This window comes from Leptospira perdikensis, from assembly GCF_004769575.1.
GTDB lineage: Bacteria > Spirochaetota > Leptospiria > Leptospirales > Leptospiraceae > Leptospira_A > Leptospira_A perdikensis.
Genome location: NZ_RQGA01000013.1, coordinates 339,928 through 364,979, shown reverse-complemented (window position 1 = coordinate 364,979; position 25,052 = coordinate 339,928). Strand labels below are relative to the sequence as shown.

General features: G+C 37.6%; 22 protein-coding genes. 16 read left to right on the top strand and 6 right to left on the bottom strand.

Features of this window, described 5'->3' with window-relative positions:
• Positions 1-88 precede the first annotated feature (88 nt).
• Positions 89-1,303 (top strand): MFS transporter, encoded by a 1,215-nt coding sequence (locus tag EHQ49_RS12720; protein ID WP_135580008.1) that lies wholly within the window; start codon positions 89-91, stop codon positions 1,301-1,303.
• Positions 1,304-1,356: 53 nt separating this feature from the next.
• Here EHQ49_RS12720 and EHQ49_RS12715 read toward each other — a convergent pair whose 3' ends face one another.
• On the bottom strand, positions 1,357-2,184 hold the full coding sequence (locus EHQ49_RS12715) for a prohibitin family protein (protein WP_135580006.1): 828 nt from the start codon (positions 2,182-2,184) through the stop codon (positions 1,357-1,359).
• 24 nt (positions 2,185-2,208) lie between these two features.
• Between EHQ49_RS12715 and EHQ49_RS12710 the strand changes: the two genes are divergently transcribed.
• Positions 2,209-2,703, top strand: coding sequence for an ankyrin repeat domain-containing protein (locus EHQ49_RS12710; protein WP_244241473.1), 495 nt, complete (start codon positions 2,209-2,211; stop codon positions 2,701-2,703).
• A 6-nt stretch (positions 2,704-2,709) separates the two neighbouring features.
• Here the strand turns inward: EHQ49_RS12710 and EHQ49_RS12705 are convergent, their stop codons facing one another.
• Together EHQ49_RS12705 and EHQ49_RS12700 are read right to left on the bottom strand one after the other, a co-directional pair.
• Positions 2,710-4,149, bottom strand: coding sequence for a M20/M25/M40 family metallo-hydrolase (locus tag EHQ49_RS12705; RefSeq protein ID WP_135580004.1), 1,440 nt, complete (start codon positions 4,147-4,149; stop codon positions 2,710-2,712).
• A gap of 84 nt (positions 4,150-4,233) precedes the next feature.
• Positions 4,234-4,926 (bottom strand): nitroreductase, encoded by a 693-nt coding sequence (locus EHQ49_RS12700; RefSeq protein WP_135580002.1) that lies wholly within the window; start codon positions 4,924-4,926, stop codon positions 4,234-4,236.
• 121 nt (positions 4,927-5,047) lie between these two features.
• Between EHQ49_RS12700 and EHQ49_RS12695 the strand changes: the two genes are divergently transcribed.
• The 4 genes from EHQ49_RS12695 to ilvD all read left to right on the top strand — a co-directional run bounded on the left by EHQ49_RS12695 (position 5,048) and on the right by ilvD (position 10,670).
• On the top strand, positions 5,048-5,629 hold the full coding sequence (locus tag EHQ49_RS12695) for a TetR/AcrR family transcriptional regulator (RefSeq protein WP_135580000.1): 582 nt from the start codon (positions 5,048-5,050) through the stop codon (positions 5,627-5,629).
• Positions 5,626-8,280, top strand: a complete 2,655-nt coding sequence (locus EHQ49_RS12690) for a TonB-dependent receptor plug domain-containing protein (RefSeq protein ID WP_135579998.1) — start codon at positions 5,626-5,628, stop codon at positions 8,278-8,280. The genes EHQ49_RS12695 and EHQ49_RS12690 overlap by 4 nt, the downstream gene beginning before the upstream one ends.
• A complete protein-coding gene (locus tag EHQ49_RS12685; protein WP_135579996.1) occupies positions 8,277-8,924 on the top strand; it encodes a hypothetical protein in 648 nt (215 codons plus the stop codon). The genes EHQ49_RS12690 and EHQ49_RS12685 overlap by 4 nt, the downstream gene beginning before the upstream one ends.
• 69 nt (positions 8,925-8,993) lie before the next feature.
• On the top strand, positions 8,994-10,670 hold the full coding sequence (ilvD, locus tag EHQ49_RS12680; RefSeq protein ID WP_135579994.1) for a dihydroxy-acid dehydratase: 1,677 nt from the start codon (positions 8,994-8,996) through the stop codon (positions 10,668-10,670).
• A gap of 25 nt (positions 10,671-10,695) precedes the next feature.
• Here the strand turns inward: ilvD and EHQ49_RS12675 are convergent, their stop codons facing one another.
• The 3 genes from EHQ49_RS12675 to EHQ49_RS12665 are packed head-to-tail and all read right to left on the bottom strand — an operon-like array spanning position 10,696 to position 14,142.
• A complete protein-coding gene (locus EHQ49_RS12675; protein WP_135579992.1) occupies positions 10,696-11,712 on the bottom strand; it encodes a pirin family protein in 1,017 nt (338 codons plus the stop codon).
• A gap of 55 nt (positions 11,713-11,767) precedes the next feature.
• Positions 11,768-12,910 (bottom strand): hypothetical protein, encoded by a 1,143-nt coding sequence (locus EHQ49_RS12670; RefSeq protein ID WP_135579990.1) that lies wholly within the window; start codon positions 12,908-12,910, stop codon positions 11,768-11,770.
• 5 nt (positions 12,911-12,915) lie between these two features.
• Positions 12,916-14,142: a PAS domain-containing sensor histidine kinase gene (locus tag EHQ49_RS12665; protein ID WP_135579988.1), complete on the bottom strand. Its 1,227-nt coding sequence runs from the start codon at positions 14,140-14,142 to the stop codon at positions 12,916-12,918.
• 132 nt (positions 14,143-14,274) lie between these two features.
• Here EHQ49_RS12665 and EHQ49_RS12660 point away from each other — a divergent pair, with 132 nt between their 5' ends.
• From EHQ49_RS12660 to EHQ49_RS12615, 10 genes are all read left to right on the top strand, one after another.
• Complete coding sequence (locus EHQ49_RS12660) at positions 14,275-16,026, top strand: hypothetical protein (RefSeq protein WP_208732213.1); 1,752 nt, start codon at positions 14,275-14,277, stop codon at positions 16,024-16,026.
• Positions 16,023-18,050 (top strand): 7TM diverse intracellular signaling domain-containing protein, encoded by a 2,028-nt coding sequence (locus EHQ49_RS12655; protein ID WP_135579986.1) that lies wholly within the window; start codon positions 16,023-16,025, stop codon positions 18,048-18,050. Before EHQ49_RS12660 ends, EHQ49_RS12655 begins: the two co-directional genes overlap by 4 nt.
• Positions 18,051-18,148: 98 nt before the next feature.
• Positions 18,149-19,225 carry an alkene reductase gene (locus tag EHQ49_RS12650; protein WP_135579984.1) on the top strand — a complete coding sequence of 359 codons (1,077 nt, stop codon included), beginning with the start codon at positions 18,149-18,151 and terminating at the stop codon, positions 19,223-19,225.
• A 297-nt stretch (positions 19,226-19,522) separates the two neighbouring features.
• Positions 19,523-20,131: a beta-class carbonic anhydrase gene (locus tag EHQ49_RS12645; RefSeq protein WP_135579982.1), complete on the top strand. Its 609-nt coding sequence runs from the start codon at positions 19,523-19,525 to the stop codon at positions 20,129-20,131.
• A gap of 394 nt (positions 20,132-20,525) precedes the next feature.
• Entirely contained in the window at positions 20,526-20,879 is a 354-nt protein-coding gene (locus tag EHQ49_RS12640; protein WP_135579980.1) for an ArsR/SmtB family transcription factor, read from the top strand.
• A gap of 1 nt (position 20,880) precedes the next feature.
• Positions 20,881-21,858: an SRPBCC family protein gene (locus EHQ49_RS12635; RefSeq protein ID WP_135579978.1), complete on the top strand. Its 978-nt coding sequence runs from the start codon at positions 20,881-20,883 to the stop codon at positions 21,856-21,858.
• 65 nt (positions 21,859-21,923) lie between these two features.
• On the top strand, positions 21,924-22,304 hold the full coding sequence (locus EHQ49_RS12630) for a hypothetical protein (RefSeq protein WP_135579976.1): 381 nt from the start codon (positions 21,924-21,926) through the stop codon (positions 22,302-22,304).
• Positions 22,301-23,692, top strand: a complete 1,392-nt coding sequence (locus EHQ49_RS12625) for an MATE family efflux transporter (protein ID WP_135579974.1) — start codon at positions 22,301-22,303, stop codon at positions 23,690-23,692. Before EHQ49_RS12630 ends, EHQ49_RS12625 begins: the two co-directional genes overlap by 4 nt.
• A 13-nt stretch (positions 23,693-23,705) precedes the next feature.
• Positions 23,706-24,125, top strand: a complete 420-nt coding sequence (locus EHQ49_RS12620; protein ID WP_135579972.1) for an iron chaperone — start codon at positions 23,706-23,708, stop codon at positions 24,123-24,125.
• A 106-nt stretch (positions 24,126-24,231) separates the two neighbouring features.
• Positions 24,232-24,978 carry a helix-turn-helix transcriptional regulator gene (locus EHQ49_RS12615; protein WP_135579970.1) on the top strand — a complete coding sequence of 249 codons (747 nt, stop codon included), beginning with the start codon at positions 24,232-24,234 and terminating at the stop codon, positions 24,976-24,978.
• Positions 24,979-25,052: the final 74 nt, after the last annotated feature.

The window sequence follows — 25,052 nt, the reverse complement described above, 5'->3', positions numbered from 1 at the left end:
GTAATCATATTTCTAATATAAATGAAATCATCCCATCTTTAAGGGATTCAATCAATTTCGTTAAACTATTCAATCGTAAAACAAATAAATGAACAAAAACAATTACCTATATTTGCTTTCAACAATGTTCGGTTATACAGCAATAGTGATGTTTAATTACTTTGTTATAGTTTATTCGCATGATCTAACTAAAGCCGATTCGTTGGGAGCTTCATTATTTCTATTAATTCACATTCCCTTTGTATTATTTGGTTTAATCACTGGGATCATAATTGATTTCAATTCAAAACGAAAAATTTTAATAATAAGCCAAACTATATATATAATAGGAAATTTATTTTTCGCGCTTTTGATTTATACAACGGACAACCAGGTTTATATTTCGAATTATTTGTTTTTGTTATCGATCATTCTAGGGTTTTCCTTTTCATTTTTGCCAGCAACAAGGTTAGCAATTATCGGGCAGCTAACAAAGGATGAGTTAAAGGGAAAAATGACAGTTTTTGTGAATTTAAGTTATATTTTCGCTTTCGGATTTGGACCTCTCTTTGTTGGTTTTATTAAGGAATATTATCCTAATTTTTTGATTCCGTTGATAATTGCGTTATTGTTTTTCATCAGTAATTTTTTGCTGATCTTCGTAAAATTGATTCCTTTAGAAGTCAAACAATTTGTTTCCATCAGGACAGGTATTAATGATTTGATTCATTACTTGAATCAAAATCGCGAAATTGTTTATTTATTAATGTTAGTGCCATTAACAACTTTTCTTTTAGGTCCTTTTCAGATTTTAATTCCAACCTATGGTGAAACTATTTTTAAGTTAGGAGATTCGGTTAAACCAATTTATTTTTTGATATTGGCTATTGGTTTGGGATTCGGTGGGTTTTTGCAACTAGTGTTAAAAGATGTAAAATTGGTTTATATTATATTTGGTGCATCTATCATTTCTGCAGTTTCAATTTTTGTTTTTATGCCAATTGAGATTTTAACTCTTAATATTTTAATTATTTTTATATCTTCTATTTGTTGCAGTATATCAACAAATTATTTGGTTTCCTTGATCCAAATGCGACTAAACGAAGAATACCGATCTAGAATTTTGAGTTTATACTCTATACTTCAACTTGGAGTATCTGCAGTCCTTGGACTTATCGCTGCAAAAGTTTCTGATAAGTTTGGTCCTGTAATTGCGTTTCAAAATTTTGGTCTTTTATTGTTTGTGTTTAGTATATTGATTATCTTAATATTTAGAATCAGAAACTTTAACTTAGACCTTCGGCTTAAAAAACAAACGCTATAGTTATACATTTTATATAACTATAGCGCATAAGTTTTAGAAAAGTAAAAATAGTTTTATTTTGCTTCAGGATTGACGATGATTGGCAATCCATCTTTTCCATTTGGCACAAAGATTAACTTATTATTTGGATTTTCCATAGCTTTCAGTTGAATGTATTTCTGAGTTAAAGATTCAGAAATCATTCTTTGTGCTTTTGCTTGAGCTTCTGCTTCAATGAGGACAGCTTTGGCTTTACCATCTGCGGAGATTTGTTGGATTTCTGCATCACGTTTAGCAATATTGATTTCGAACTTCATTTGTTCTTGTTCTTGTTGTTTCGTAAGTTTACTTTCAATCGCTTTCAAAATCGATGGACTGTATTCTACATCATCAATAATCACATCATCAATTTCTACGTGTTTGTCTTTTAACTTTTCTGAAAGAGATTTTTTAATCTGTGCAGAAACGTTTGGTGTTTCTTTGGAGATAGAAACCATATTATAAGCAGATAGAATATTTCGGATCGCTGTTCGAAATTGAGGTTTAACAACCTTCTCATAGTAACCGCGGCCAATTTCCATTTCTAATTCATAAATTTCGTTCTGGATTGGCCGGATGATGATCGCCGCGCTGACAGTAATTGTCAAATCATCACGGGTGAGTACTTCTACTTTTTCTTGGTAGCTGCTCCATTGGACTGAGTAGACATAAACACTATTCCAAGGCATATAGGTTTGAACCCGAGATTCTAAGGGTTTCTGGCTGAGTCCCGTGCTATACGGTCGCCACATCAGGCCCACCTCTCCCGGACTAATGATGGAGAGGCACGATGTAAATAAAAGGCTCACACCCAAAATGGAAAGGAACTGGAAACTGGCTGGAAAAATGGATCGACGTTTCATGGTTAAACCATTAGACTAAAACTGATGTTACGATTTCTATCCAGTCGATTTTTATTCCAATCGTTATCCGCTGTCATTTTTTTATTAATGATTGGATCCACCTTTTCCTGTATGGAAGATGAAACTGTAGTCAAAGCTCCGATGAGTCGGGAGCTTCGCCTGTTCCAGGCAGTCGAAAAGGGAAATTTAGAATTAGTAAAAATAATTTTGGCAGAAGGTGTATCCGTCAATGCAAAGGACTCCCTAGGTAATTCCTCCCTAATCAAAGCGGCGGATGACGAAGAATTGGAGATGGCCAAGTTTTTGATCGAAAAAGGTGCCAATGTCAATCTTCGCAACACCACTGGTGAAACAGCACTCTATCGAGCTGTTTACCGTGGGAATTTGGATTTGGTCAAACTTTTGGTTAAAGCAGGCGCCGAAACCAAAGTCAAAACTGTGGGTGGGGTTAGTATTGCAGAACTTGCCGAAGAACGAGGGGAAGACGGAATATTGAAGTATCTTTCCTCGCTCAAATAATCGTTGTTACTGGTTCATTTCCACTAAAGTTTCAAAAAGAATTTTTGTCCCTAATTCCAAATTATCAACAGTCATATTTTCATTTTTTCCGTGCATTCCGTCGATATCTTCCGATTTGAGGACTGCCGGAATGAGACCGTAAGCTTTGATCCCCACTCTCCGTAAGTAAGAATTGTCGGTTTTACCAGGAGAAAGAAAAGGAGTCACCGTACTATTTGGGAATTTATTTACGGAAACGGCAGCCAAAGTACTAAAAAATCTTGTGTTGATCGGAGAGGCAACTGCCGCATTGATATCGGAAAAAGAAATTTGAACGTTGTATTTATCACCGATTTTTTTTACCTTATCTGCAAATTCATTAATATCAATTCCAGGTAAAACACGAATATCCAAACGACCATTAGCTTCCCCGGCGATTACATTTTCCCCACCTTCTCCTTCTGTCGTACGAAATCCGGTTATCGATTTAGTATTTGTTGTCATTGCTGTTAGGTGGCGATTACTTCGAATGGTTCCATGTAACAAAGGTTTAATCAATGGATTTCTTGCATTTTTTAGAAAAAATGATTTAGGAAAGGAACTGATAGTTCCCAATTGATAGAAAAAAGCTTCTGTTTCTTCTGTGATACGAATCTCTGGTTCGAGTTCTCTAACTTCGTTAAAAAATTGTATGAGTGACAAAGCAGCATATTGGTTTGGAGGAGAAGATCCATGTCCGCTGGTTCCTGTGATTTTAGCTCGTAACCATATGTTTCCCTTTTCCGCATACTGGATGTTAAAGATCGTAGATCCAGGAATCACAATGTCTCTTGTGGCAACTCCTCCTTCATTGATTGCATATTCATATCCTTCTAATAATTGTTTATGATTTGAAGTGATATATCGGCTACCTAACACAGAGCCTGATTCCTCGTCAGCTAAACCTAAATACATGATTTTTCTTGTTCTTGGAATTCCGGATCGTTTGATTTCTAAAAAGGCAAGTAATTCCATAACTGCCATACCTTTCATATCAATGGCCCCACGACCCCAAACTCGGCCTTCACTCACAGATCCAGAAAGTGGTCCTACCTTCCATTCTTTCGAATCATATTCAACTGTATCTAAATGGTTTGCGAGAATGATTCCTGGTTCTGGATTAGAAACTGTTGGTTGTAACTCTGCGATTAAGTTGGGTCTTGTGGGATGTTTGGGATCGAAGATCAGGCGTGAAGGAATTCCTTCCTTTGAGAGAACTGCTTGGATGTATTTAGCAATTTGGATTTCATTTCCGCGAACAGAAGGGATTTTTAATAGGTCGGATAAAAGTTTAACTGCTTCAGATCTACGGGCTTCCCAATTCACTTTGGGATAGGATTGTTTTAATTCGGCATACTTTACTTTTTGCCCAAAGGAACATTGGAAACAGAATATCGTTATTACTAAAATCGAAATGAAAAATTTCATAAAAATGAATCTCCCTCTTCTTCCGGAGAAAGAGAATCATGGATTTCAAAACTTGAAAGAAAAATCTATTTTAGTTTTTTCGATTTAATAGAAACGAAGTAAATCTTCTGACGATTCTCTGGGAGTGTGGTAACTATTTAGTTCCGAATTTGGTTTTGGATATCCAATACTCAATCCCAGAATCACTTTTTCTTCTTCTGGCAACTCGAGAGAATTTCTTACCACATCGGGAAAAGAACCAAGGGAAGCCTGAGCACATGTCCCCAAACCTTCTTCTCTTGCTAATAAAAGAACAGATTGGAGAAAACAACCTAAATCGATTCCTACAAAATAATTAAGTTCAAATTTGGTTGTAATGAAAACAGCTGTCGGAGCTCCAAAGAAATCAAAGTTACGTAACATAAATTCGTTCCTAGCATCTTTATCTTTCCTATCAATACCTGCAGCTTCGTAGATTTTCATTCCCAAATCAAACATTCGTCTTTTGGCATCACTAGGATAAGATTCTGGCCAACTTGTTTCTGGCCTAGGTGGAAATTCTCGGGCGGTTTGGATGAGTTCTTTGGACAATTCCTCTCTTTTGTTTCCATTCACAATGTGAACTTTCCAAGGTTGTGAATTTTTCCAACTAGGAGTACGCAATGCTTTGCTAAATACCCTATGTAAAATTTCATTTGGGATGCGTTTCGGAAGGTATTCTCGGATACTATGTCTAGTTTCCAAGGCTTCGGATACAGAGGTCGCAGTAGTATGGAACGAAATCAATTCAGTGTTCATTTGAATTCTCCTTATCTGTAAACATACATACCAGTCGGTATGTATTTGCAAGAACTTTTCATACATACCGGTTGGTATATTGTTTGCATAGTTTTCTCTTTTTTCGGAAATTGTAGGTGCTATGAAAAAAGAACCCACTCGCATTCGCCTTTTGCAAGTCAGCCGCCATCTCTTTCTAAAACAAGGGTATTCGGGGACGGGACTGAATCAAATTGTGGAAGAGGCAAAAACAGTCAAAGCTAGCCTCTACCAACATTTTGCTTCTAAGGAAATGTTGGGAAAGGAAGTGATTCGGATGTATTCGAATGAAAATCTAACACTTCTTAAATCTTTAATGAAACGAAATCCAAAACCTTTGGATTTTGTTAAGGCTTGGGTTCGGATTCTTTCTAGGGAAGCTCGGTTGTCACAACTTTTTGGTTGCGGTATGGCAAACTTTCGGGCACAAATTGCGCCAGATGAGTTGGAAATTCAGAAAGAAATTGAAGAAATCGCAAGTAGAACCATCGATTTGTTGGCGGATTATCTGGAAGGTTCAAAAGAAAATGGGTATTTAAATTCTAAAGTAGATTGTCGTTTGCTTGCCAAACATCTATTTTTTGTCTATGAAGGAGTTTTACAAGGGTATCGTTTGCTTGATGACAAAAAGTCATTGGACGAATTATATCGAATTGCAGAAAGTTTGATTCCCGTTCCTAAATGAAATATACTCAGCCCCTTTTACTGGTTTTATGTTTTCTTTGGTTTAGTCCTACCTTCGCCGATGGAAATATAGAAGTTGTTTTTCAAATTGTAAAATCCAATTCAGGAAAACCAGTAACTAATGCTGTAGTCATTTCTAAAAAAGGAAAAACCAGTGCGGTTTCTAATGACGAAGGGATCGCCAAACTTCGATTTCCCGAACCTGGATATTATGAAATCAAAGTATCCACAGCAGACAGAACCGAATCTGTATTTCGAGAAGTTCGATTTAAAGGCCAGGTCATCCTTGTTACAATTTCCGAAGCCAATCTATCGGGGATAGTTGTCAGTGGAGAAAGAGACAAAACTCCCCTTTCACGGTATGGACTTGTCCAGGATGAAATCAAACGCCTTCCAGGAGTTTCTGGTGATTCTTTGAAAGCTTTACAAACCATTCCCGGAGTTGTGATTGGGGCACCTGTTGGAATTTTACCATCAGTGTTTACAAACATCGGCTCCAATTTACTGACAGGAAATCCTTATTCCAATAGCGAAAGAGGGGATCTCTCTTTACGTGGTGGTGGAACCAGACAAAACCAATATTACTTTGATGGTTTTCCTCTTCCCTATCCATTCCATTTAGGAAACCAGTCCTCTGTATTAAATAATAATTTAATCAAATCTTTTGATGTGTTTACGGGAGCATTTCCAGCTAAATATGGTTATGCGACTGGTGGAATCATCGCCATCGAAGGAACAGATCGTGTGGATGAAAATAAAACCATCATCAATACAAATTTGTTTTTATCTGATATCTATAACCAATCTAAAATCCTACCTGGCCTTGCTATGATTAGTTCGGGTAGAAAAAACTATCCCAATGTTGTATTATTACAAGTTTATCCCCAAGGGATTCCGGAAGATGCGAAGTACGCAGAATACCAAGACTATCAATGGAAACTTATCTGGGATATCAATGCAGAACACAGACTCACAGTCCAAACTTTTGGAACGCGTGATAGGCAAGCATATACGAAAGCCCAAGCAGATTTAGAAAGGGGAGGGGATGACCCACGTCCGCCAACTGGACTTGACCGAATGTTTCGAACGGATGCCATTCGTTATGTTTGGAAAGGGAAAACGTTTCGAAATACAATTTCTTATTCACGCACTTCCTTTAATGAATTTTTTGAACTCAAATTTACAAATCCACTGACTGCTGAAAACATCTTTGGATTACAAAATCGTACCACAGATACAATCACTTATGTCCAAAATACATTTGAATGGGAACTTTGGGAGGAACACCTCAAACTAGAAGCAGGGGTGCAAGGTCGGTTTCGAGAGACAACTTTAAAAGGTGAAAATATCTCTTCTTATAATCGTTTATTTTATAACATCTTTAATGATCTTTTGAATTCCAATGCAGCTTTTCGCTCTGTGATTGACGGTGATCGAATTCGTTATAGAGAAAAATCGGCATATGCAGAACTTCCATTTAAATATGGTGGATTTCGCCTAACACCGGGTGCACGAGTGGATCATTATTCGGGAAGTAATGAAACAAATTTAGCACCCAGGATCACTGGCGGTTATTTATTTGAATCTACAAAAACAGGGATTATGGCGGGACATGGAATCCATTATAATGCTCCCGTTTCAGTAGAAGCATTGTCGGCCAAGTCAGGAAATCCCAATCTCTTTATGGAAAGAGCCGAACACAATTCGATAGGTGTAAGCCAAGAATTTGCGAACAACTGGCAAATTAAAATCGAAGGTTTTCGGAATATCTTTCAAAACATCATTGTTCCGGATGCTTATATTGTGGATCCGTATGCTCTAAATAATGATACACGTGTTTTTGTGAATGAAACGGCAAAAGTTTTAGCAAATCCAATTACTCCTAAAAATTTAAATTATTCCAATGCGGGTTATGGGCATTCAGAAGGTGTAGAAATTTTTATTAAAAAAACAAAAGATCCAAGAGAACAGTCCGGACTTTTTGGTTGGATTTCCTATACAAACTCCATCACCAAACGAATCAATAACCAGTCCAGATTGAATAGTGAAGAAACCAGGAACAGAACCTTACTCAATAATTCGAGAACACTACTTGGCCAAGCTAAAATGGGAACCAACTATATCAATTATTATGATGATAACAATTTAGAGGTCATTTATAATAATGATAAAGAACAATTGTATGATTTAGACAGAACTCATATTTTGAATGTTGTATTTGGATATAAATTCAATCCAGAATGGATGGTGGGGGGAAGGTTTCGATATTTTTCGGGGACTCCATACACTCCCATTACAAGTGCTACACGAGCAAACCAAGCTGCCACTTTTGGTTTGAATTTATATTTCCCCAATTATTCCGGAAATTATAACAGTGATCGGTTTTTACCTTTCCACCAATTTGATTTGCGGATTGATCGAATCGAAAATTATTCTTGGGGTTATATCAATACCTATATAGAATTTGTAAATTTTTACGGTCGCAGGAACCAAGCAGGGTTTGAATTTGATAACACAAAAAATTACCAAAGAAACCAAAACCCGGCTCCGACTTATGATACGGTAAATTCTCCCTATATTGTTTCTCAAACACCTAATGGAAAAATGGCGATCATTCCTCTTGTCAATATTGGTATTGAGGTAAGATTTTGAAAAAATTTACCATTGGAATCAGTTTGTTACTTTGTTTGATTTCTTGTTTTGAGGGTGGGGGAGAGAAACAAAAAGAAGAGGAAAACAAACAAACGATTACTCTCACTACTTTATATCTAGTAAGGCAATCCGGAAATTGTATCAAAACAAATACAACTTTAAGTTCCAATAACCAATTTTGTAGTCGGCGGCCTTTGGGAATCTGTAATGTAAACCAACTCATTCTCACTCAAAGTGAATTGAACGTGATTCTAAATGATACTAGAACCATTCAGGCGAGGACCACTGATTGCCAAGAATCGGTTTTACAGTCTGGAGTTTTGAGTTTGAAGGCAACGACGGTTGCTAGTAGTGATAGTTTTAAATCTCAATATAGTTTCCGTGTTGCTGAAACTTGTGAATTAGAAGGATTCCAAACTTCAGCCGGAACAAGGTTTGCTACTTTTACGGAAATCCAGTGGTTAGAATCTGCCCGTGGGAAAATCGCAAAGGCCGCAAAATCCATCTCAGCCAATACTTTTTTACCCCAAGCCAATCGTGACCGTGCTAACAGCTGTTTGAATTTGGAGTTTAAGGATTGGGAAAAAGACCTAGCACAAGGAAACAATGAAAATAAAATCCTGGTCGAAATCGTTCATCCATAAATTCAAAATCCGCTTTCCTTAACCTTGCCATCCCACATTTTGTCTTTAATCCAAAGGAAATTGAATTTTATGACTTTGAATCGATACAGCCGCACTCTTACCCAAGACGAATCCCTTCCCGCTTCCCAAGCGATGATCATTGGATCTGGAGTTCCTTATGAAGATCTGAATAAACCTTTCATAGGAATTGGAAGTACAGGATTTGATGGAAATCCATGTAACATGCACCTAACCACTCTTTCTGCCCTACAAAAGAAAAGTGTTTTAGATACAAAAGAAATGGTTGGGTTGTTGTTCAATACAATAGGTGTGAGTGATGGGATTACTAATGGAAATGATGGAATGCGATTTTCCTTACCATCCCGAGAAATCATTGCAGACTCCATTGAAACCATTGCTGGTGCTCATTATTATGACGGACTTCTTTTTACTGCAGGTTGTGATAAAAATATGCCAGGTGCCATCATGGCAATGGCAAGACTCAACCGACCATCCATTATGGTTTATGGTGGAACCATCAACGGTGGTCATTACAAAGGTGAAAAATTAAATATAGTTTCTGCTTTTGAAGCTTATGGAAAAAAAATTAACGGCAAAATCACAGAAGATGATTTTAAAGAAGTGATTAAAAATTCCTGCCCTGGTCCTGGAGCTTGTGGTGGAATGTACACTGCTAACACTATGGCCACTGCCATTGAAGTCATGGGAATGAGTTTGCCTTATAGTTCTTCTTCTCCTGCTCGCAGTGAAGAAAAAAAGAAAGAATGTATGAATATTGGAAAGTATATGTACAATCTTTTAGAAAAGGACATCAAACCTTCTGATATCATTACTCCTAAATCTATTTTGAATGCACTTCGAGTTGTGACCATTCTCGGTGGTTCCACAAACGCAGCCTTACATATGATCGCCATTGCAAGAACCATGGGCATTCCTCTAGACTTAGAACAAATTCAAAAAGTAACCGATACAACTCCGCTCCTTGCAGACATGAAACCAAGTGGAAAGTATCTAATGGAAGACCTTCATGCCATTGGGGGAACACCTGCGATCATGAAATTCATGTTACGCGAAGGATTGATTGATGGCTCTTGTTTGACTGTCACTGGAAAAACCATTGCAGAAAACTTGGAGGGTCTTCCTGATCTTCCGAGTGACCAGGACTTACTCAGACCAGTCAGTAACCCGATTAAAAAAGAAGGCCATATCCAAGTTCTCTATGGCAATATCGCCAAAAAAGGGGCAGTGGCAAAAATCACTGGCCACGAAGGGGAAATGTTCGAAGGAAAAGCCATTTGTTTTGATTCCGAACTGGAAGCCAATACAGGCATTCGTGATGGGAAAGTCAAACCAGGCCATGTGGTTGTGATTCGCTACGTAGGTCCGAAAGGTGGCCCAGGGATGCCGGAAATGTTAAAACCGACTTCTGCCATCATTGGAGCAGGGCTTGGGGATAATGTAGCTCTCATTACTGATGGAAGGTTCTCCGGAGGAAGCCACGGATTTGTTGTGGGTCATATCACTCCAGAAGCAATGGAAGGAGGAGAGTTGGCATTTGTAAAAGACGGAGACAACATCCTCATCGATGCTCGCACGAACAAACTCGAATTACAAATTTCACCTGAGGAATTAGAAAAAAGAAGAGCGGCCTGGAAAAAACCACCATACCGCATTACCACCGGATATCTTTGGAAGTACATCCAGATGGTAAAAGATGCAAGTACTGGTTGCCTAACGGACCGTTAGGTGCAATTTAGAAGTTCCTACTTGTTTAAGTAGGAACTTCTTCCTTTCCGTCCGCATGTCTGGCAAATCTTCCTTTGCCAACATGAACGGGATCATAAGAATCCCAAGGCCAACCACCAAATTGCGTTTTGCGATAATCATCAAACGCTTGTTGGATTTCCTCTTGTTTGTTCATCACAAAAGGCCCATACTGTACCACTGGTTCAGCAATGGGTTTTCCTTCTAAAATCAAAATGCGTCCGGGCTCTGATCCGTTTTTCAGTTCTACAGAAACATCAGATGTCAAATTGTACATATGTTTTCCTGGAACCACAACTTCATCCATAACTAAGCCTTCCCCACGGAAGTAGTAAAGGTTTCTGTTATTACCCGAAGAACTTCCTGGAATTACAAAACTGACTTCGGGATCTAAATCTAAAATATAAATTCCTACTTCATTTTTAGGATCACCTGCCCAGGAATCTGGAGGAGGATCTAGCGGTTTTTCGCCAAACAAAGATCCTGCGACAGTTTTGATTTTTATTTTTTTCCCAGAGGCATCACTTACAACTTTCACAGGAATCTCTTTGTTCCAAAACATTTTGAAATGAGGATCTACAAATTTATTTTTTGCAGGAAGATTCAACCAAATCTGAAAGAGCTCCAAAGTGTTATCACCGGATTCATCCACCAAAGGAAACATTTCTGAATGTTGGATTCCAGCACCGGCAGTCATCCATTGTACATCTCCATCTCCGTATCTACCGGCAGCGCCTTGAGAGTCAGCATGATCAATGAGTCCTCTTTGGACAACAGTGACGGTTTCAAAGCCGCGGTGAGGGTGGCCAGGAAACCCAGGAATGGTTTCTCCGTGATACATCCTCCATCCATCTTTGCCGGCAAAGTCTTGGCCGATTTGTCTTCCTTGTAAGGAAGCATCCGGACCAAACTTCCCATTCCCTTTTGGATAAAAATCTTCGTGGTGAACACAAAACAAAAATGGGTCCGAGGTCGGCCATTGGAAGTCGAGTTTTTGGGCGTATAAAATCGATTTGTGTTTCATGTAAAAATCCTGTTTTTGCGACACCAGTCGCTATCTATAAGACAGTGGATAGGAATCAAAAGTTTTTCACAATAGAAACATTCATCCCAAAAGAGCCGTATTGTTTCGAACTTTGAGAAGAATTGAGGTTGGGAATTGAGCTGATTTCCACAGGTGTTTTGCCTGATCCTAAATTAAAACCATTCACTTCAGACACACTAAAGGAGGAGATTTGATAGAAGCCGCCATATTTCAATCCAATGGTATCAAAGATTTTCCAAACAAGCCCCATCTCAAGTGCTAAGGTGGCACCGCCAAGTCCTTTTACCAAACCCTCTTTGGATTGGAAAATTGTTAGATCTGTTTTTGTTACAGGGGCACTAAAAACGACTTGGTTACTTGCATTCAATGATCCAGTGGATGAGGTTTCTACTCCGTATGAAGATAGTTTCAATCGTCCCGCAAAGATGGTAACATCGGCCATCATGTACAAGTTCAACCAATCTAGTAGAGAAAAAACAAATCCATAATTCATTCCATAGTTTTTAGTTCTGAATTCTACAGTTCCTGCATAGAACCCGTAACCTTCTGTTATGGTTTGATCTCCCGTTCTTAAAAAAGGAAATTTTAATTGAAAGGATTGGAACGGTCCTTTTGAAGATAACTCTGAATAGGTGAAGCTTAATTCCATAGAATCAGAATTTGTTAAATAATTGATAGGACCAAGGCCAATTTTAAATCCAACTTCATTGATCCCTGAACGGATACGGTCATTTACATAAAGTCCGTTTGTACTAAAATTGGTTCGAGTGTCGTTGTATTGTTCTCCCTTTGCATAAACAAATCCGATAAAAAAATCTTCCGAAATTTGGTGAGAGTATTTAATTCGAGGAGATAGAGTGGATGCTGGTCTTGATTCGGAACTTTCAGTAATGATGCCCGGTGGGTTTAGGTTGTTTGCTGTGTTGGCATTGACAAGGCTCGAAGCAAGACGGGTAGAATTTAGGATATTGGAAACTGACTGGGGTCCACCTTCCGATGGTGTTTGTACAAACTCTCCAGTAAATTCTAATACTTTTAATCCGGATCCAAAGATAGAAGGGGCCTTGGATTGTTTATTTGTTTTAGATGTCGAGGGATCGGTTCCATTTTCTGCAAAAACCGGGAAGACCAATAGAGTAAATATTAGAAAAAAACTTTTGCATATTCTTTTCGTCATAGTGATTAAAGATTTTTTGAGTTTTGAAATAACTGAAAGAAAAATGTAGAACCGAATCCAGGTTTACTTTCCACCCAAATTTTGCCTTTGTGTTGTTCTAAAAATTCCTTACAGAGAATGAGTCCAAGGCCAGTTCCTGCTTCCTGTCCAGTGCCGAGAGTTGAGCTTTTTTGATCCAATCGAAATAGATTTTCTATTTGTTCTTTATGCATCCCCACTCCTTCATCTTTCACAAAGAAGGTGATTTGATTCGAATTTGATTGTAGTTCCGATGGCAAAACTCCAATTGTAATTACTTCTTGGGAGTTACTGTATTTGATTGCATTGGAAATTAAATTGCGAACTACAGTTTCAATCATAAACGAATCAGCAACGATTTCTAATTGTTCAGGGATTTGATTGGAAATGGTCATTTGTTTTTTGTTAGCAGAAAGGGTTAAAACCCCAATCACTCGTTGCACTAAGTCATAAACATCAATGGGAACTGGTTGGAATTGAATGGCTCCAGTTTGGGAACGTGCCCAATCTAATAAATTTTCTAACAAAGAGTATACCAAATCCGATGATTCCTCTAACATTTTTAAATAAGTGGATCTTTCTGCATCAGTGAAGGATGAATCTTTTTCATTGAGGATTTTTGTAAATTCTCGTTGGGTTCCTAGAGGCCCACGTAAGTCATGGGCAATGATAGAAAAGAATTTATCTTTAGTTGAGTTTAGCTCCGCCAAACGAATGGCAGATTGTTTTAAATTATTTTCCGCAAGTTTTCTTTCAGTGATGTTCCGAACGATGGCACAGTTGTATTGTTTTCCACCATATTCTACTAGATTGACAGTTACTTCAATAGGGAAGGAGGTTCCATCTTTTGTCCGATTCACAGTTTCGATGGAAAAAGATTTGCGTTCCAATATTTCTTGCCAATGAGCTTTCCACATTTCAACTGTAAACAAAGGATCTACTTGGAACATTTGCATAGAAAGTAATTCTTCTTTCGTGTATCCATAGTTTCTACAGGTTGCTTCATTTACAAAAACGTAATTTCCTTCTTCGTCCGTCCAAACAATCGCTTCAGAGATTGAATCAATTGAAAATTGTGTAAATTGTAATGCATGAATCAGATCGGAATGATGGGAGTTCTTATCTTTTAAACTTTGTTTTAACATTTGGTTTTCTTCTTCCAAACGTTTGAGGTCTGCTAGTAAAACTTCGTATGTCTTGGGAACAGTTGACATGGATTATTGGTAGAATACAATTTTTGAAATAAATTGCCAAGAAATAAGTGAGTGTATAGGTTTATTTCGTTAGTTCAGAATCCGACTTGACTCAAGGTTGAAACTTAGATATACCTAGACTCCCGAAACGATATGGCCTGTCTTTTTTGTCAGAAAGGATCTTCTCAGTTTTCTAGGTCAGAACCGGCCCGGGAGGAAACATGGACTCCTACCTTTCCTACCGATGATATTGTAGGACATTCCCTCAGTCGATTCCATGAAATTTATGAATGTGAAGATTGCCACAGCCTTTGGTGGATCAAAACTCGAGGTACAGGCGATCCAAGGTCCACCTATCCAGAGTTTTACGAGCAAACGGCCGAACGAATTGATGACCAGCGTTCAGAACTAATCCGAAAACCCACAGTGGCGGGAATCATTCTCCATAAAGATTCTCCACTTCCTTATTCTTTTTTTGAAGAAATTTTGGAAATAGTATCTCTGTCTGAAAAAGAAAATTTAAAGGAACTTTTTCTCAAACGAGACCAAAATTTACCTTCTTCCGTTAAGCGCTGGTTACGTGAATGGTTTCCGAAAGAATATCCTGATGAATTTAAGGAAGTCCAAAAAAGCGGATTTCAATCTTATTCCGATTTATTATTACTTCTGAAAGAAAACGAATCAGTTTTTGTCTCTGAATTTATCGCGAGAGACCAGTTTGCTTTTATCACTTGCTGTGAAGACGAATGGAAATTACAAACCTATGATCTTACGAATCGACAAATTTTTTGGACCAAGAAAATCGAAAGACCTTTTTTGGAGGGTGTACAAATTCCCATTTTATTTTACCAATCTGGTTATCTTTGTTATTACCAGGGTTTTCAGAAAGGATCGGAATTTTATTCTAAACTCAATCGGCCAGAAACTTTATGTATTTATGATTTAAGCGGAAAGGAAATTTTAACGATTCCTCTCCGATTCAAATGTTACGAAATTCTTTCCACAGAAGAAAGGGATGTATCTGAAAATCGAATTTCGCATAACTTTTATTTTTCGATCCTAGCGGATAAATTATATCTTCCTTTTGAGTCTAAAATTCAAGTTTATGATTTAAAAACGGGTAATCATTTAAAAACCATCTCACTTCCTGGATGGGAAGTTTTTTCAGGCAAAGCATTTGAAACTGAATCCGGCCAGATATTATTCCATACCTTAAAAGGAATAGTCGGAATGAATGAAAAGGACCAAGTGACCTTCCACTATTCTTCCCCATATCATCCTGTGTTTATAGATTCAAATTTTCATTTATACTATTACTACTCCATTGTAGAATCTGCGGATTCCGGAAAAAAAATAGAGTTCAAAAAAACCTATGAATCTAGCGTGAGTTTGGTTCGGCAGTTGTCTTCCAAACCGGTAGAATACCCCGGTGGAATTTTTTTGCCTTTTTCTTTGGACGGATCTTATCTTTTGGATTCCAATTTAAAAATATTAAAAGAATTCCCATTTAGTACAACAGACACAATCGGCCCACATGCTTTTGGAATTGAAAAAAATCCTGTCCTTGTAACGGAAGATCGTATTACCATCACAGACGATTATACTGGTATATATATGATTGATTTTTCTGGAAATCTTTTGTTAGAGAAACCAATCCAATCGGAAGTTTTATCCGTATTTACCTTTGATGGAAAACATGTGATAGTTGTTCTTACAAAGCAGGATGATTATAGTAATGATGATCAAATCGAAGTGATTTTGTTTTCTCCCAAAGGAGAGAGTATCACAGAAAAAATATTACCGAATTTTGTAGGTTTATCTGTAAATTTTGATGGAATGACTGTGTTTGCAAAAGGGAATCAAATCTTTTTGATCGATTTGTTTTCGATGGATCAATCGAAATGAAAGGATTTTATAATCGATCTTTGGCTCTCATTTTATCCTTGTTTTTAGGAAGTTTTGAAATTTTTGCAGACGATCTAAAAATCAATATTAATAGTATCGGATCTTCTCCTTTATATCTCACCAATTCTATGTTAGTTCTAGAAGATCCAACAAACATTCTGTCCTTTGAGGCTGTTCAATCCGCTAGTTACCAATCCAAGTTTATTAAAGTCCCTTCTTCTAAAGAAGCCTTCAATTTTTCCTACTCCAAATCTACTTATTGGCTTCGGGTTCATTTGCAGAATTCGGATCCAACTCCAAAAGATATCGTGATTGTGGTTGCCTACCCCAGATTAAAAACAATGGATTTATACTTTCAAAGTCCAAAGGAATTTATACAGATTCATTCTGGTTATTCGGTTCCACTTTCATTTCGCCCTTACAAAAGTCGTTTTTTTGTTTTTCCGATCCAATTTTCTGGAAATTCAAATGCTACCATATATTTAAAAGTAAATTCACCCAATGCCATCAACCTTCCCATTCAACTCTGGGACAAAGTAGCTTATGACAGACATGAGATTGATGATCATGTCGTTCAAGCCCTCTACTTTGGAATTGCATTTGCTATGGCAGTTTTTAATTTATTTGTATTTTTTATCCTCAAAGATTCTAATTATCTTTTTTATGTTTTATTAGTTCTTTCCACTGCATTGACCATTGCTTCGCATAACGGAATTGCATCGGAGTATTTATGGCAAAACTCACCGTGGATGGATCAGTATTCGATCAATCTTCTAATTTCTATTGTTTTGATTTTATTTTTAGTATTTATGCGGAATTTATTAAATACTAAAAAGTTAGTACCAAAACTGGATTTTGTTAGCAAAGTATTGATTATCATTCAAATGATTCTGCCAGTATTATATATTTTATCTTTTGATTCTTTTATCAAAATCATGGTAGTCAGTCATTCCTTTACAGCCTTTTGGATTTTGGTCAATGCCATCACCTGTTCTTTTCGAAAGGAAAGAATAGCCTATTTTTTTCTACTAGCCTTTGCATTTTTATTTTCTGCGTTAATTGTTTCTACACTTAGAGCACTCGGATTTATTCCTACCAATTCATTTACGATTGATGGACCACAATTTGGATCTGCTGCTGAAATGTTGTTACTCGCCTTTGCTCTTGCCGATCGTTACAATACCATCATCAAAGAAAAGGAAACAGCAGAAACACTAGTTAAATTCAATTTAGAAAAATCCAATTTTGATTTAGAAGAAAAAGTAAAAGAACGCACTCAAATTTTAAATCGTACACTTAGTGCTATGAGACGAGATCTTTTTGTTGCTAAAAAAATCCAAGAGAATTCTCTCATCACCGACCCAACTCTCATCAAACGATTAAATCTTGTGTATCGTTATCTTCCTGTATCAGAAGTAGGTGGGGACTTTTTTGATATTTGCCAATTGAACGAATTCAAATATAGAATTCTCATTGCGGATGCAACAGGTCACGGAGTCCATGCGGCCATGATTACCATGGCTATTAAAGGTTTGTATGATAATATCAAAACCTTTGAATTAAGCCCCTCCAAAGTAATGGAAATTTTTAATGAAGAGTTTATGGATAATTTTGTATCTCTGAATAGTCTTTTGACCGCTTTGATTGTAGATATCGATATTGCTACAAAAACAATCCAGTTTGCATCTGCAGGCCACCCACCAGCTGTACTTTTGCGAAAAAACCAAATCCAACTTTTAGAAAAAACCGGCAGAATGATGGGTCTCAAAAAACAAACCCATTATGGGCAATCGGAACTTACCTGGGATGTGGGTGATCGGCTTTTTGTATTTACTGATGGAGTCTTTGAGGCCTTCAATTTGAAAGAAGAAGAGTTTGGGGAAGAATCCCTCTATCACCTCTTCCAATCTACCAGGAATCTAGGCCTTGCAGAAGTAGAAGACCACCTATTAAAAACACTACAAATATTTCTAAATGGTCAAGATCGCCAGGACGACTTAACCATCCTTGGGATTGATTTTTGATTTTTTTTGAAAATTAGTTTAATATTAAATAATTACAACATCGAATCACTTCATATTGTAGTCTATTTTCTAATAGTAAATCAATATTGGAGAACCTTGTGAAATCATTATTTTCAGAAGCAAAGTTAGGAAATCTTTCCTTAAAAAATAAAGTGGTGATGGCCCCTATGACTCGTTCCCGTTCCCTTGGAAATGTACCGGGTGATATCGTTGCCAAGTATTATGAACAAAGAGCAGAAGCAGGACTTATAGTAACCGAAGGAACCTCTCCATCACCGAATGGTCTTGGTTATGCGAGAATTCCTGGAATTTTTTCAGAAGAACAAACCAAAGCTTGGAAAAAAGTAACCGACAAAGTCCATACAAAGGGAAGTAAAATTTTTGTTCAATTGATGCATACCGGTCGCATTGGACATGAACTGAATTTACCGAAAGGGGCTAAAGTTCTTGGACCATCGGCAATTTTGGCAAAAGGACAAATGTGGACAGATGCAGAAGGAATGAAAGACCATCCTATACCACAAGAGATGTCCAAATCAGATCTAAAATCTACGATAGAAGAATTCGTTAATGCATCTAAAAATGCAATCCAAGCAGGTTTTGATGGAGTGGAATTACATGCAGCAAACGGATATTTGCTCGACCAATTTTTACATCCATCTTCCAACCAACGAACAGACGAATACGGTGGTTCGATTGAAAACAGAATTCGTTTTGTTCTGGAAGTTGCCGCTGCAGTAAGTGTTGCCATTGGAAAAGAAAAAACAGCAATTCGTTTGTCTCCTTACGGCGCCTACAATGATCTTTTCCCTTTCCCAGAAACTCATGACGAATATTCGTTGTTAGCTGAAAAGTTAAACGAAATCGGAATTGTATACATCCATTTAGTAGACCATTCTTCAATGGGAGCACCGACTGTGGATCCAGAAACAGTTTACAACATTCGTAAGGCGTTTAAAGGAACTTTGATTCTCAGTGGTGGTTATGATGCAGAACGTGCGGAAAAAGATCTTTCTTCCGGAGTTGCTGACCTGGTTGCCTTTGGAAAACCGTTCCTTGCCAATCCAGATCTTGTCACAAGATTTCAAAAAAACATCCCTCTTGCGTCCTTTGACCAAACCACTCTTTACACACCTGGCGAAAAAGGATATAGTGACTATGTTTTTGCAAACTAACAACAATTAGTTAACAATAACTTACTTTTTTTTGGGCGGTTCAAATTTGACCAAAACAAAGATCCTTTGGTAACCTTGACCGGGCTACTCCAGGGTCCGCATTCGCTCCCGTCACCTACCATCTAACGATGGCAGGTGACCAAGCCTTCCGTATCCCTACCGCAGGAATGGCCCTTAACCCAAACCCCTCCAATCCCTTGGCCGTTTGCCAAATGCAATGTGCAGATCTGGCAGAGAAATCCATCCCTCGAAAAATGTTTTCTTGCAAGTTCTGTTATATTGGACTTTATTTCCACTATGTCAAACACACTCATACAGCAAGAAACAAGCAAAGTTCATAAAGAAGTCATTGGTGCGAACGAAAAGTACGTATCCGAATTTGGGAAGAAAGGGGAACTCGCCCTCCCACCAGCGAGAAGTTTTACCATCCTTACCTGTATGGATGCAAGACTTGATCCCGCTAAATATGCGGGCCTTGCCGAAGGGGATGCCCATGTGATTCGTAATGCCGGTGGTCGTGCAAGTGATGATGCAATTCGGTCTCTCGTAATTTCTTATAAACTTCTAGGAACCAAAGAATTTTTTGTCATCCACCACTCCGATTGTGGAATGCAATTATTTACTGATCCAATCATTCGGAACCTTCTCGCCAAAAGTTTGAAAACGGCAACCGTCGATGCCAATGGATGGCGCAATTTGGAAGAGTCGGGTGGTTCGGAAGAAGCAAAGTTTGTTCCCTTTCTCACATTTGAAAATTTAGAACAAAGTGTGATCGATGATGTAAAACGGATTCGAAACCATCCTTTGATTCCCAAAGACATTCCTGTTTATGGATACTATTACGATGTCAAAACAGGAAAACTAGTAGAAGTAACGGAGGCCACAAAGATAGGAAGAGCCTCCTGATAACAAACCTTAGTCCAACAATACACGAATCTCCTTTTTGACCCCATCTAATCATACGTTAGTTGGGGTCTTTCGGTTTCTCCTAAGCCAACAAAATGGAATTTGGCTGTCCTCCAAAAAAGATCCCCCGAATCCAAAAGTACGATCTGAAAATCTAAAATACGAACTTATCAAAATTAAATTCCAGACTTTCGAGATTTGGATTTTGGAAATGAGATCTTTGTGATAGAAGGAAGGCAATGGGTGGCGGGTCTAGTTCCCCACCCTCTAATCGGGCGGGGATACTTATATCCAACCTGTACAGGCCCATCCCTTTTTTCAGACCATTCACCCCATAAAACCCCTTGACAAAATTTTACTTTCGCTAAACTTTACCAAAAGGTTAATTAACTAAATGGTTAAATTAAAGGAATCCGAAGAAGCACTGAATGCCACGTTCCAGGCATTGGCAGACCCGACTCGTCGCAAGATCCTTATGCAATTGGTCTCAGGCGAAGCGACAGTCCTCCAATTGGCAGAACCTTTCGAAATGAGCCTACCTGGAATTTCTAAACATCTTAAAGTTTTGGAAAAGGCTGGGCTCATCGAAAAAGGTAAATCGGCTCAGTCTCGGCCTTGTCGTTTGAAGGTAGAAGCACTGCAAGAAGCCAACCAATGGTTGGAACAATACAAACGGTTATGGGAAGAACGATTGGATCGTTTGGATGCATACTTACTAGAGTTACAAAAATCAAAAGGAAAAAATTAATATGTTTAAATCAGATGTAGTCCTCACATTAGAAGAAAAAATAGTTCGCATTGAACGTTTGTTCGACGCTCCCATTCAACTTGTTTGGGAGGTTTGGACAAACCCGGTACATATCGAAAAATGGTGGGGGCCAAAAGGATTTACGAACCCGACAGTAGAATTTGATTTTAAAGTGGGCGGAGCATATCGAATTGTTATGCGGTCTCCCGAGGGAGTTGATTATCCAATCAAAGGAAAGTTTTTAGAAATTACACCATTTCAAAGTTTTGTGATTAGTGATTTAGTGGATGAACATCCAGACGAATGGATAAAGGATGTTCAGAAAATGACTGGAACCACTGGTGATCGAGACATCTTAAATTCTAAATTGAGAATTCTATTTGAAGAAACAGAGGGAAAAACAAAAGTAACTCTCTTTACCGAATTTGCGAACAATCAAATTCGCGATGGATTTGCTAGCTCAGGTATGAAAGAAGGTTGGTCGGACAGTTTCGAAAAATTAGAATCGAATGCTTTACCTAACCAGAATCAAATTAGCTTAGAAAAAAAATTAAATCATCCTCAAGAATTAGTTTTTAATGCATTATCAAATCCTTTGACCATTGATTCATGGTGGGGTCCAAGTGGATTCAAAACGACTACTACAAAAATGGACTTCAAAGTTGGTGGAAAATGGGTATTTACTATGCTTGGGCCAGATGGAAAGGTTTGGCCCAATACCATCGAATACAAAGTGATCAGAAAATTTGATTACTTGGAATACCTACATGGATCTGGTGAAGAAAATAAAAATGATGATTTTTTAGTGAACGTATATCTAATTGCCATCGATAAGAATCAAACATTAGTAAAGATGCAAATGACTTTTTCTGATACAAACGTTCGAAATGCAGTGATTGGTTTTGGAGCAATAGAAAGTGGGCAGCAGACACTTTCTAGACTCAATCTATATTTGGATACAGAACATAAGTCCTCATAGAATCATCTTATCTTTTAGTTTTCAATAAATCTGGAAGAAATAATTTTTAAAGGAAATTAATAAACATGTTAAAAAGTTTTATTGCCGTTTTTGTTGGACTTTTGTCCAATATTATCCTTTCTATTCTATCAGACTTGATTCTAAAAGTCACAGGATTTCTTCCTTATGATCATTTGTTCGTAGCTACACATATAGTTTTATTTGTGTTAGGTTATCGAATCGTTTTTAGTATATTTGGATGTTATTTGACCGCGAGGTTGGCACCTCAAAATCCGATGAAACATTCTTATATTTTGGGTGGAGTAGGTTTGATCCTAGGAATTGCCGGCGTTATTTTTGCCGGACATTTAGGACCTTGGTGGTATTCTTGGTCTCTAGTCATCCTAACTCCACCAATAGCTTATTTAGGTGGTAAACTTTATGTATGGCAGGAAAGTAAAAAATGACAAGTGCTAGTTTATGGAATGATTTAAAAAAGGCCCTTGCGGGTTCTGAAGAAGACTATACGGAAGTTAGTATACGCAAAGCATTGTTTCTACTTTCCGTTCCTATGGTATTGGAACTCGTTTTAGAGTCTGTATTTGCCGTTGTTGATATTTATTTTGTAAGTGCCCTTGGTGCTTCTGCAGTTGCAACGGTTGGCCTTACAGAAACTTATTTGTTTCTTTTATACTCTGTAGCAATGGGATTGTCTTTTTCTGTAACAGCCATTGTCGCACGAAGGATTGGAGAAAAAGAAAAAGATAAAGCTGGAGTTGCAGCCGTTCAATCCATTTGGATTGCTATCATTGCATCTGTTCCCTTTGCAATAGCAGGTATATTTTTCTCAAAAGAACTTCTTACACTTATGGGTGGAGATGAGTGGGTTCTAACTGAGGGATATCATTATATGCAGTGGATGTTAGGTGGGAATATAGTGATCGTATTACTCTTTTTGATTAATGCAGTTTTTCGTGGTGCTGGCGATGCAGCAATCTCCATGAGAGTATTATGGATTTCCAATGGATTAAATATCGTTTTAGATCCCATTTTTATTTTTGGGTGGGGGCCCGTGCCTGCCTACGGAATTACTGGTGCAGCCATTGCGACAAACCTGGGACGCGGAATAGGAGTATTGTTTCAATTATGGTTATTGTTTCAAGGTGGGAAACACATTCGAATTCTTAAATCTCACCTAAAAATTGAATGGGAAACAATCCAAGGTTTATTAAAAACCTCACTTGGTGGAATTGGGCAGATGATTGTGGGTATGACATCTTGGATTTTTATTATGAGAATCCTTTCCGAATTTGGAAGTCAAACAGTCGCCGGAGCAACTATAGCGATGAGAACTATGATGTTTACTATGATGCCCTCTTGGGGAATGTCTAATGCGGTCGCAACCTTAGTAGGTCAAAATTTGGGAGCAGGAAAACCCGAACGAGCTGAACAATCCGTATGGTTTACTGGATTCTGTAACATGGGTTATCTGATTATCGTTGCCATAGTATACTACTTTTGGGGAGAAAACCTAATTGCTATCTTTACCAATGATAAAGAAGTAATTAGCATTGGTGGTGAATGGTTACAGATTGTATCCTATTCGTATTTTATTTATGCTTGGTGGATGGCTGCCGGACAGGCGTTTAATGGTGCCGGTGATACCATCACTCCCACAAAAATCAATGTGGTTTTCTTTTGGATCATTCAGATCCCGCTGGCATATGTATTAGGAAAACACTTAGCATTTGGTCCGACTGGCGTTTTTTGGGCCATTATGATTTCAGAAACTTCCGTTGGAGTGTTCACACTATGGTTGTTTACAAAGGGATCTTGGAAACAAGCGAAGGTTTAGAGAATTTTAATCTATGAAATCAAAGATTCCGAAATCAATCGATGAATATATAGGAAATTTTCCGAAGGATGTTCAAATCATCCTTCAAAAAATTCGAAGTACAATTCAGAAGGAAGTACCGGAAGCAACAGAAAAAATTAGTTATGCAATGCCGACGTTTGCATTGAATGGAAACTTGGTACATTTTGCAGCATATGCAAAACATATCGGATTTTATGCACTTCCATCGGGGAATATTGCATTCCAAAAAGAAATTTCAAAATATAAATTTGGAAAGGGTTCCATTCAATTTCCTTTGGATGAACCCATTCCTTATGTTCTGATCAAAAAAATAGTTAAATTCAGAGTGGGCGAAAATTTAGAAAAAACTAAAAAGAAAATTCAAAAAAAAAAGATTACCCGTCCTCAAAAATCGATCTCAAAGAAATTTTGAAAGATGAGTTATTAGTATTACGCTGTTATTACTTTCTTTTTTAAAAAGAGGATCCTAGATGGAGTTTGAAAGTAAAAGCATACTTTATTTATGGAACAGTCGTGTTATGTTTGCAACGAACAGTATGCAGACAGATTTTCATTCGCATTATGCAGCCACACTCGCCATTTCGCTTAAAAAAAACATCACTATTGAAACTGAGTTGGGTAAAGAAGAATATCGAGTGGCTCTCGTCGGCCCCAATACTCATCACAGAACTATTTCTCCAGGAGTGGAGATGGTTGCTTTGCTCATTGATCCAGAAACTTATGAGTTTGGTTCCATATCTGGGACTATTTCTTCCGGTGAAGTCAAACGGTTGGACATTCAAAAATTTCTCCCTTTGATTAATTCTCTTTGGTCATTGTATTATGGTGATCTTAATGATGAAGATGCCACCAAACTTCAATTAAATTTACTGCGTACAGTTTACCCATTTGATACATTGGAAGCTAGTATAGATCCACGAATTCAAAAAATTGCCCAAAAAATTAGAATGGAAGTTCCGAGTAGCATTCGAATGAAAGAAATCGGCAAGGATTTTTCGATTTCAGAAGATAGGCTGATTCGTTTGTTTAAAGAAAATCTAGGAATTCCTTTAAGAAGGTATTTGTTATGGGTTCGTATTTTACGTGCGGTGAAAGAAATAAAGGCAGGTAATAATCTGACTGATGCAGCTCATGCTGCAGGGTTCTCCGATTCGGCTCATTTTTCCAGAACATTCAAAGAAAATTTTGGGTTTATACCTTCTTTATTCTTTGGGCATCTCAAAACTGCAGAAGTTCGATTTTGTGAACCAAACGAAATTCTTTAATAAATTTTAAAAATACCGGAATCATTCAAGCAGAGATATTTATAATTTGTTATTCTCTTTTTCTACCAAGGAAA

Coding starts and splice junctions, on each gene's coding strand:
- EHQ49_RS12720 (WP_135580008.1), top strand. CDS start 89: ATGAACAAAAACAATTACCTATATTTGCTTTCAACAATGTTCGGTTAT.
- EHQ49_RS12715 (WP_135580006.1), bottom strand. CDS start 2,184: ATGAAACGTCGATCCATTTTTCCAGCCAGTTTCCAGTTCCTTTCCATT.
- EHQ49_RS12710 (WP_244241473.1), top strand. CDS start 2,209: ATGTTACGATTTCTATCCAGTCGATTTTTATTCCAATCGTTATCCGCT.
- EHQ49_RS12705 (WP_135580004.1), bottom strand. CDS start 4,149: ATGAAATTTTTCATTTCGATTTTAGTAATAACGATATTCTGTTTCCAA.
- EHQ49_RS12700 (WP_135580002.1), bottom strand. CDS start 4,926: ATGAACACTGAATTGATTTCGTTCCATACTACTGCGACCTCTGTATCC.
- EHQ49_RS12695 (WP_135580000.1), top strand. CDS start 5,048: ATGAAAAAAGAACCCACTCGCATTCGCCTTTTGCAAGTCAGCCGCCAT.
- EHQ49_RS12690 (WP_135579998.1), top strand. CDS start 5,626: ATGAAATATACTCAGCCCCTTTTACTGGTTTTATGTTTTCTTTGGTTT.
- ilvD (WP_135579994.1), top strand. CDS start 8,994: ATGACTTTGAATCGATACAGCCGCACTCTTACCCAAGACGAATCCCTT.
- EHQ49_RS12675 (WP_135579992.1), bottom strand. CDS start 11,712: ATGAAACACAAATCGATTTTATACGCCCAAAAACTCGACTTCCAATGG.
- EHQ49_RS12670 (WP_135579990.1), bottom strand. CDS start 12,910: ATGACGAAAAGAATATGCAAAAGTTTTTTTCTAATATTTACTCTATTG.
- EHQ49_RS12665 (WP_135579988.1), bottom strand. CDS start 14,142: ATGTCAACTGTTCCCAAGACATACGAAGTTTTACTAGCAGACCTCAAA.
- EHQ49_RS12660 (WP_208732213.1), top strand. CDS start 14,275: ATGGCCTGTCTTTTTTGTCAGAAAGGATCTTCTCAGTTTTCTAGGTCA.
- EHQ49_RS12655 (WP_135579986.1), top strand. CDS start 16,023: ATGAAAGGATTTTATAATCGATCTTTGGCTCTCATTTTATCCTTGTTT.
- EHQ49_RS12645 (WP_135579982.1), top strand. CDS start 19,523: ATGTCAAACACACTCATACAGCAAGAAACAAGCAAAGTTCATAAAGAA.
- EHQ49_RS12640 (WP_135579980.1), top strand. CDS start 20,526: ATGGTTAAATTAAAGGAATCCGAAGAAGCACTGAATGCCACGTTCCAG.
- EHQ49_RS12635 (WP_135579978.1), top strand. CDS start 20,881: ATGTTTAAATCAGATGTAGTCCTCACATTAGAAGAAAAAATAGTTCGC.
- EHQ49_RS12630 (WP_135579976.1), top strand. CDS start 21,924: ATGTTAAAAAGTTTTATTGCCGTTTTTGTTGGACTTTTGTCCAATATT.
- EHQ49_RS12625 (WP_135579974.1), top strand. CDS start 22,301: ATGACAAGTGCTAGTTTATGGAATGATTTAAAAAAGGCCCTTGCGGGT.
- EHQ49_RS12620 (WP_135579972.1), top strand. CDS start 23,706: ATGAAATCAAAGATTCCGAAATCAATCGATGAATATATAGGAAATTTT.
- EHQ49_RS12615 (WP_135579970.1), top strand. CDS start 24,232: ATGTTTGCAACGAACAGTATGCAGACAGATTTTCATTCGCATTATGCA.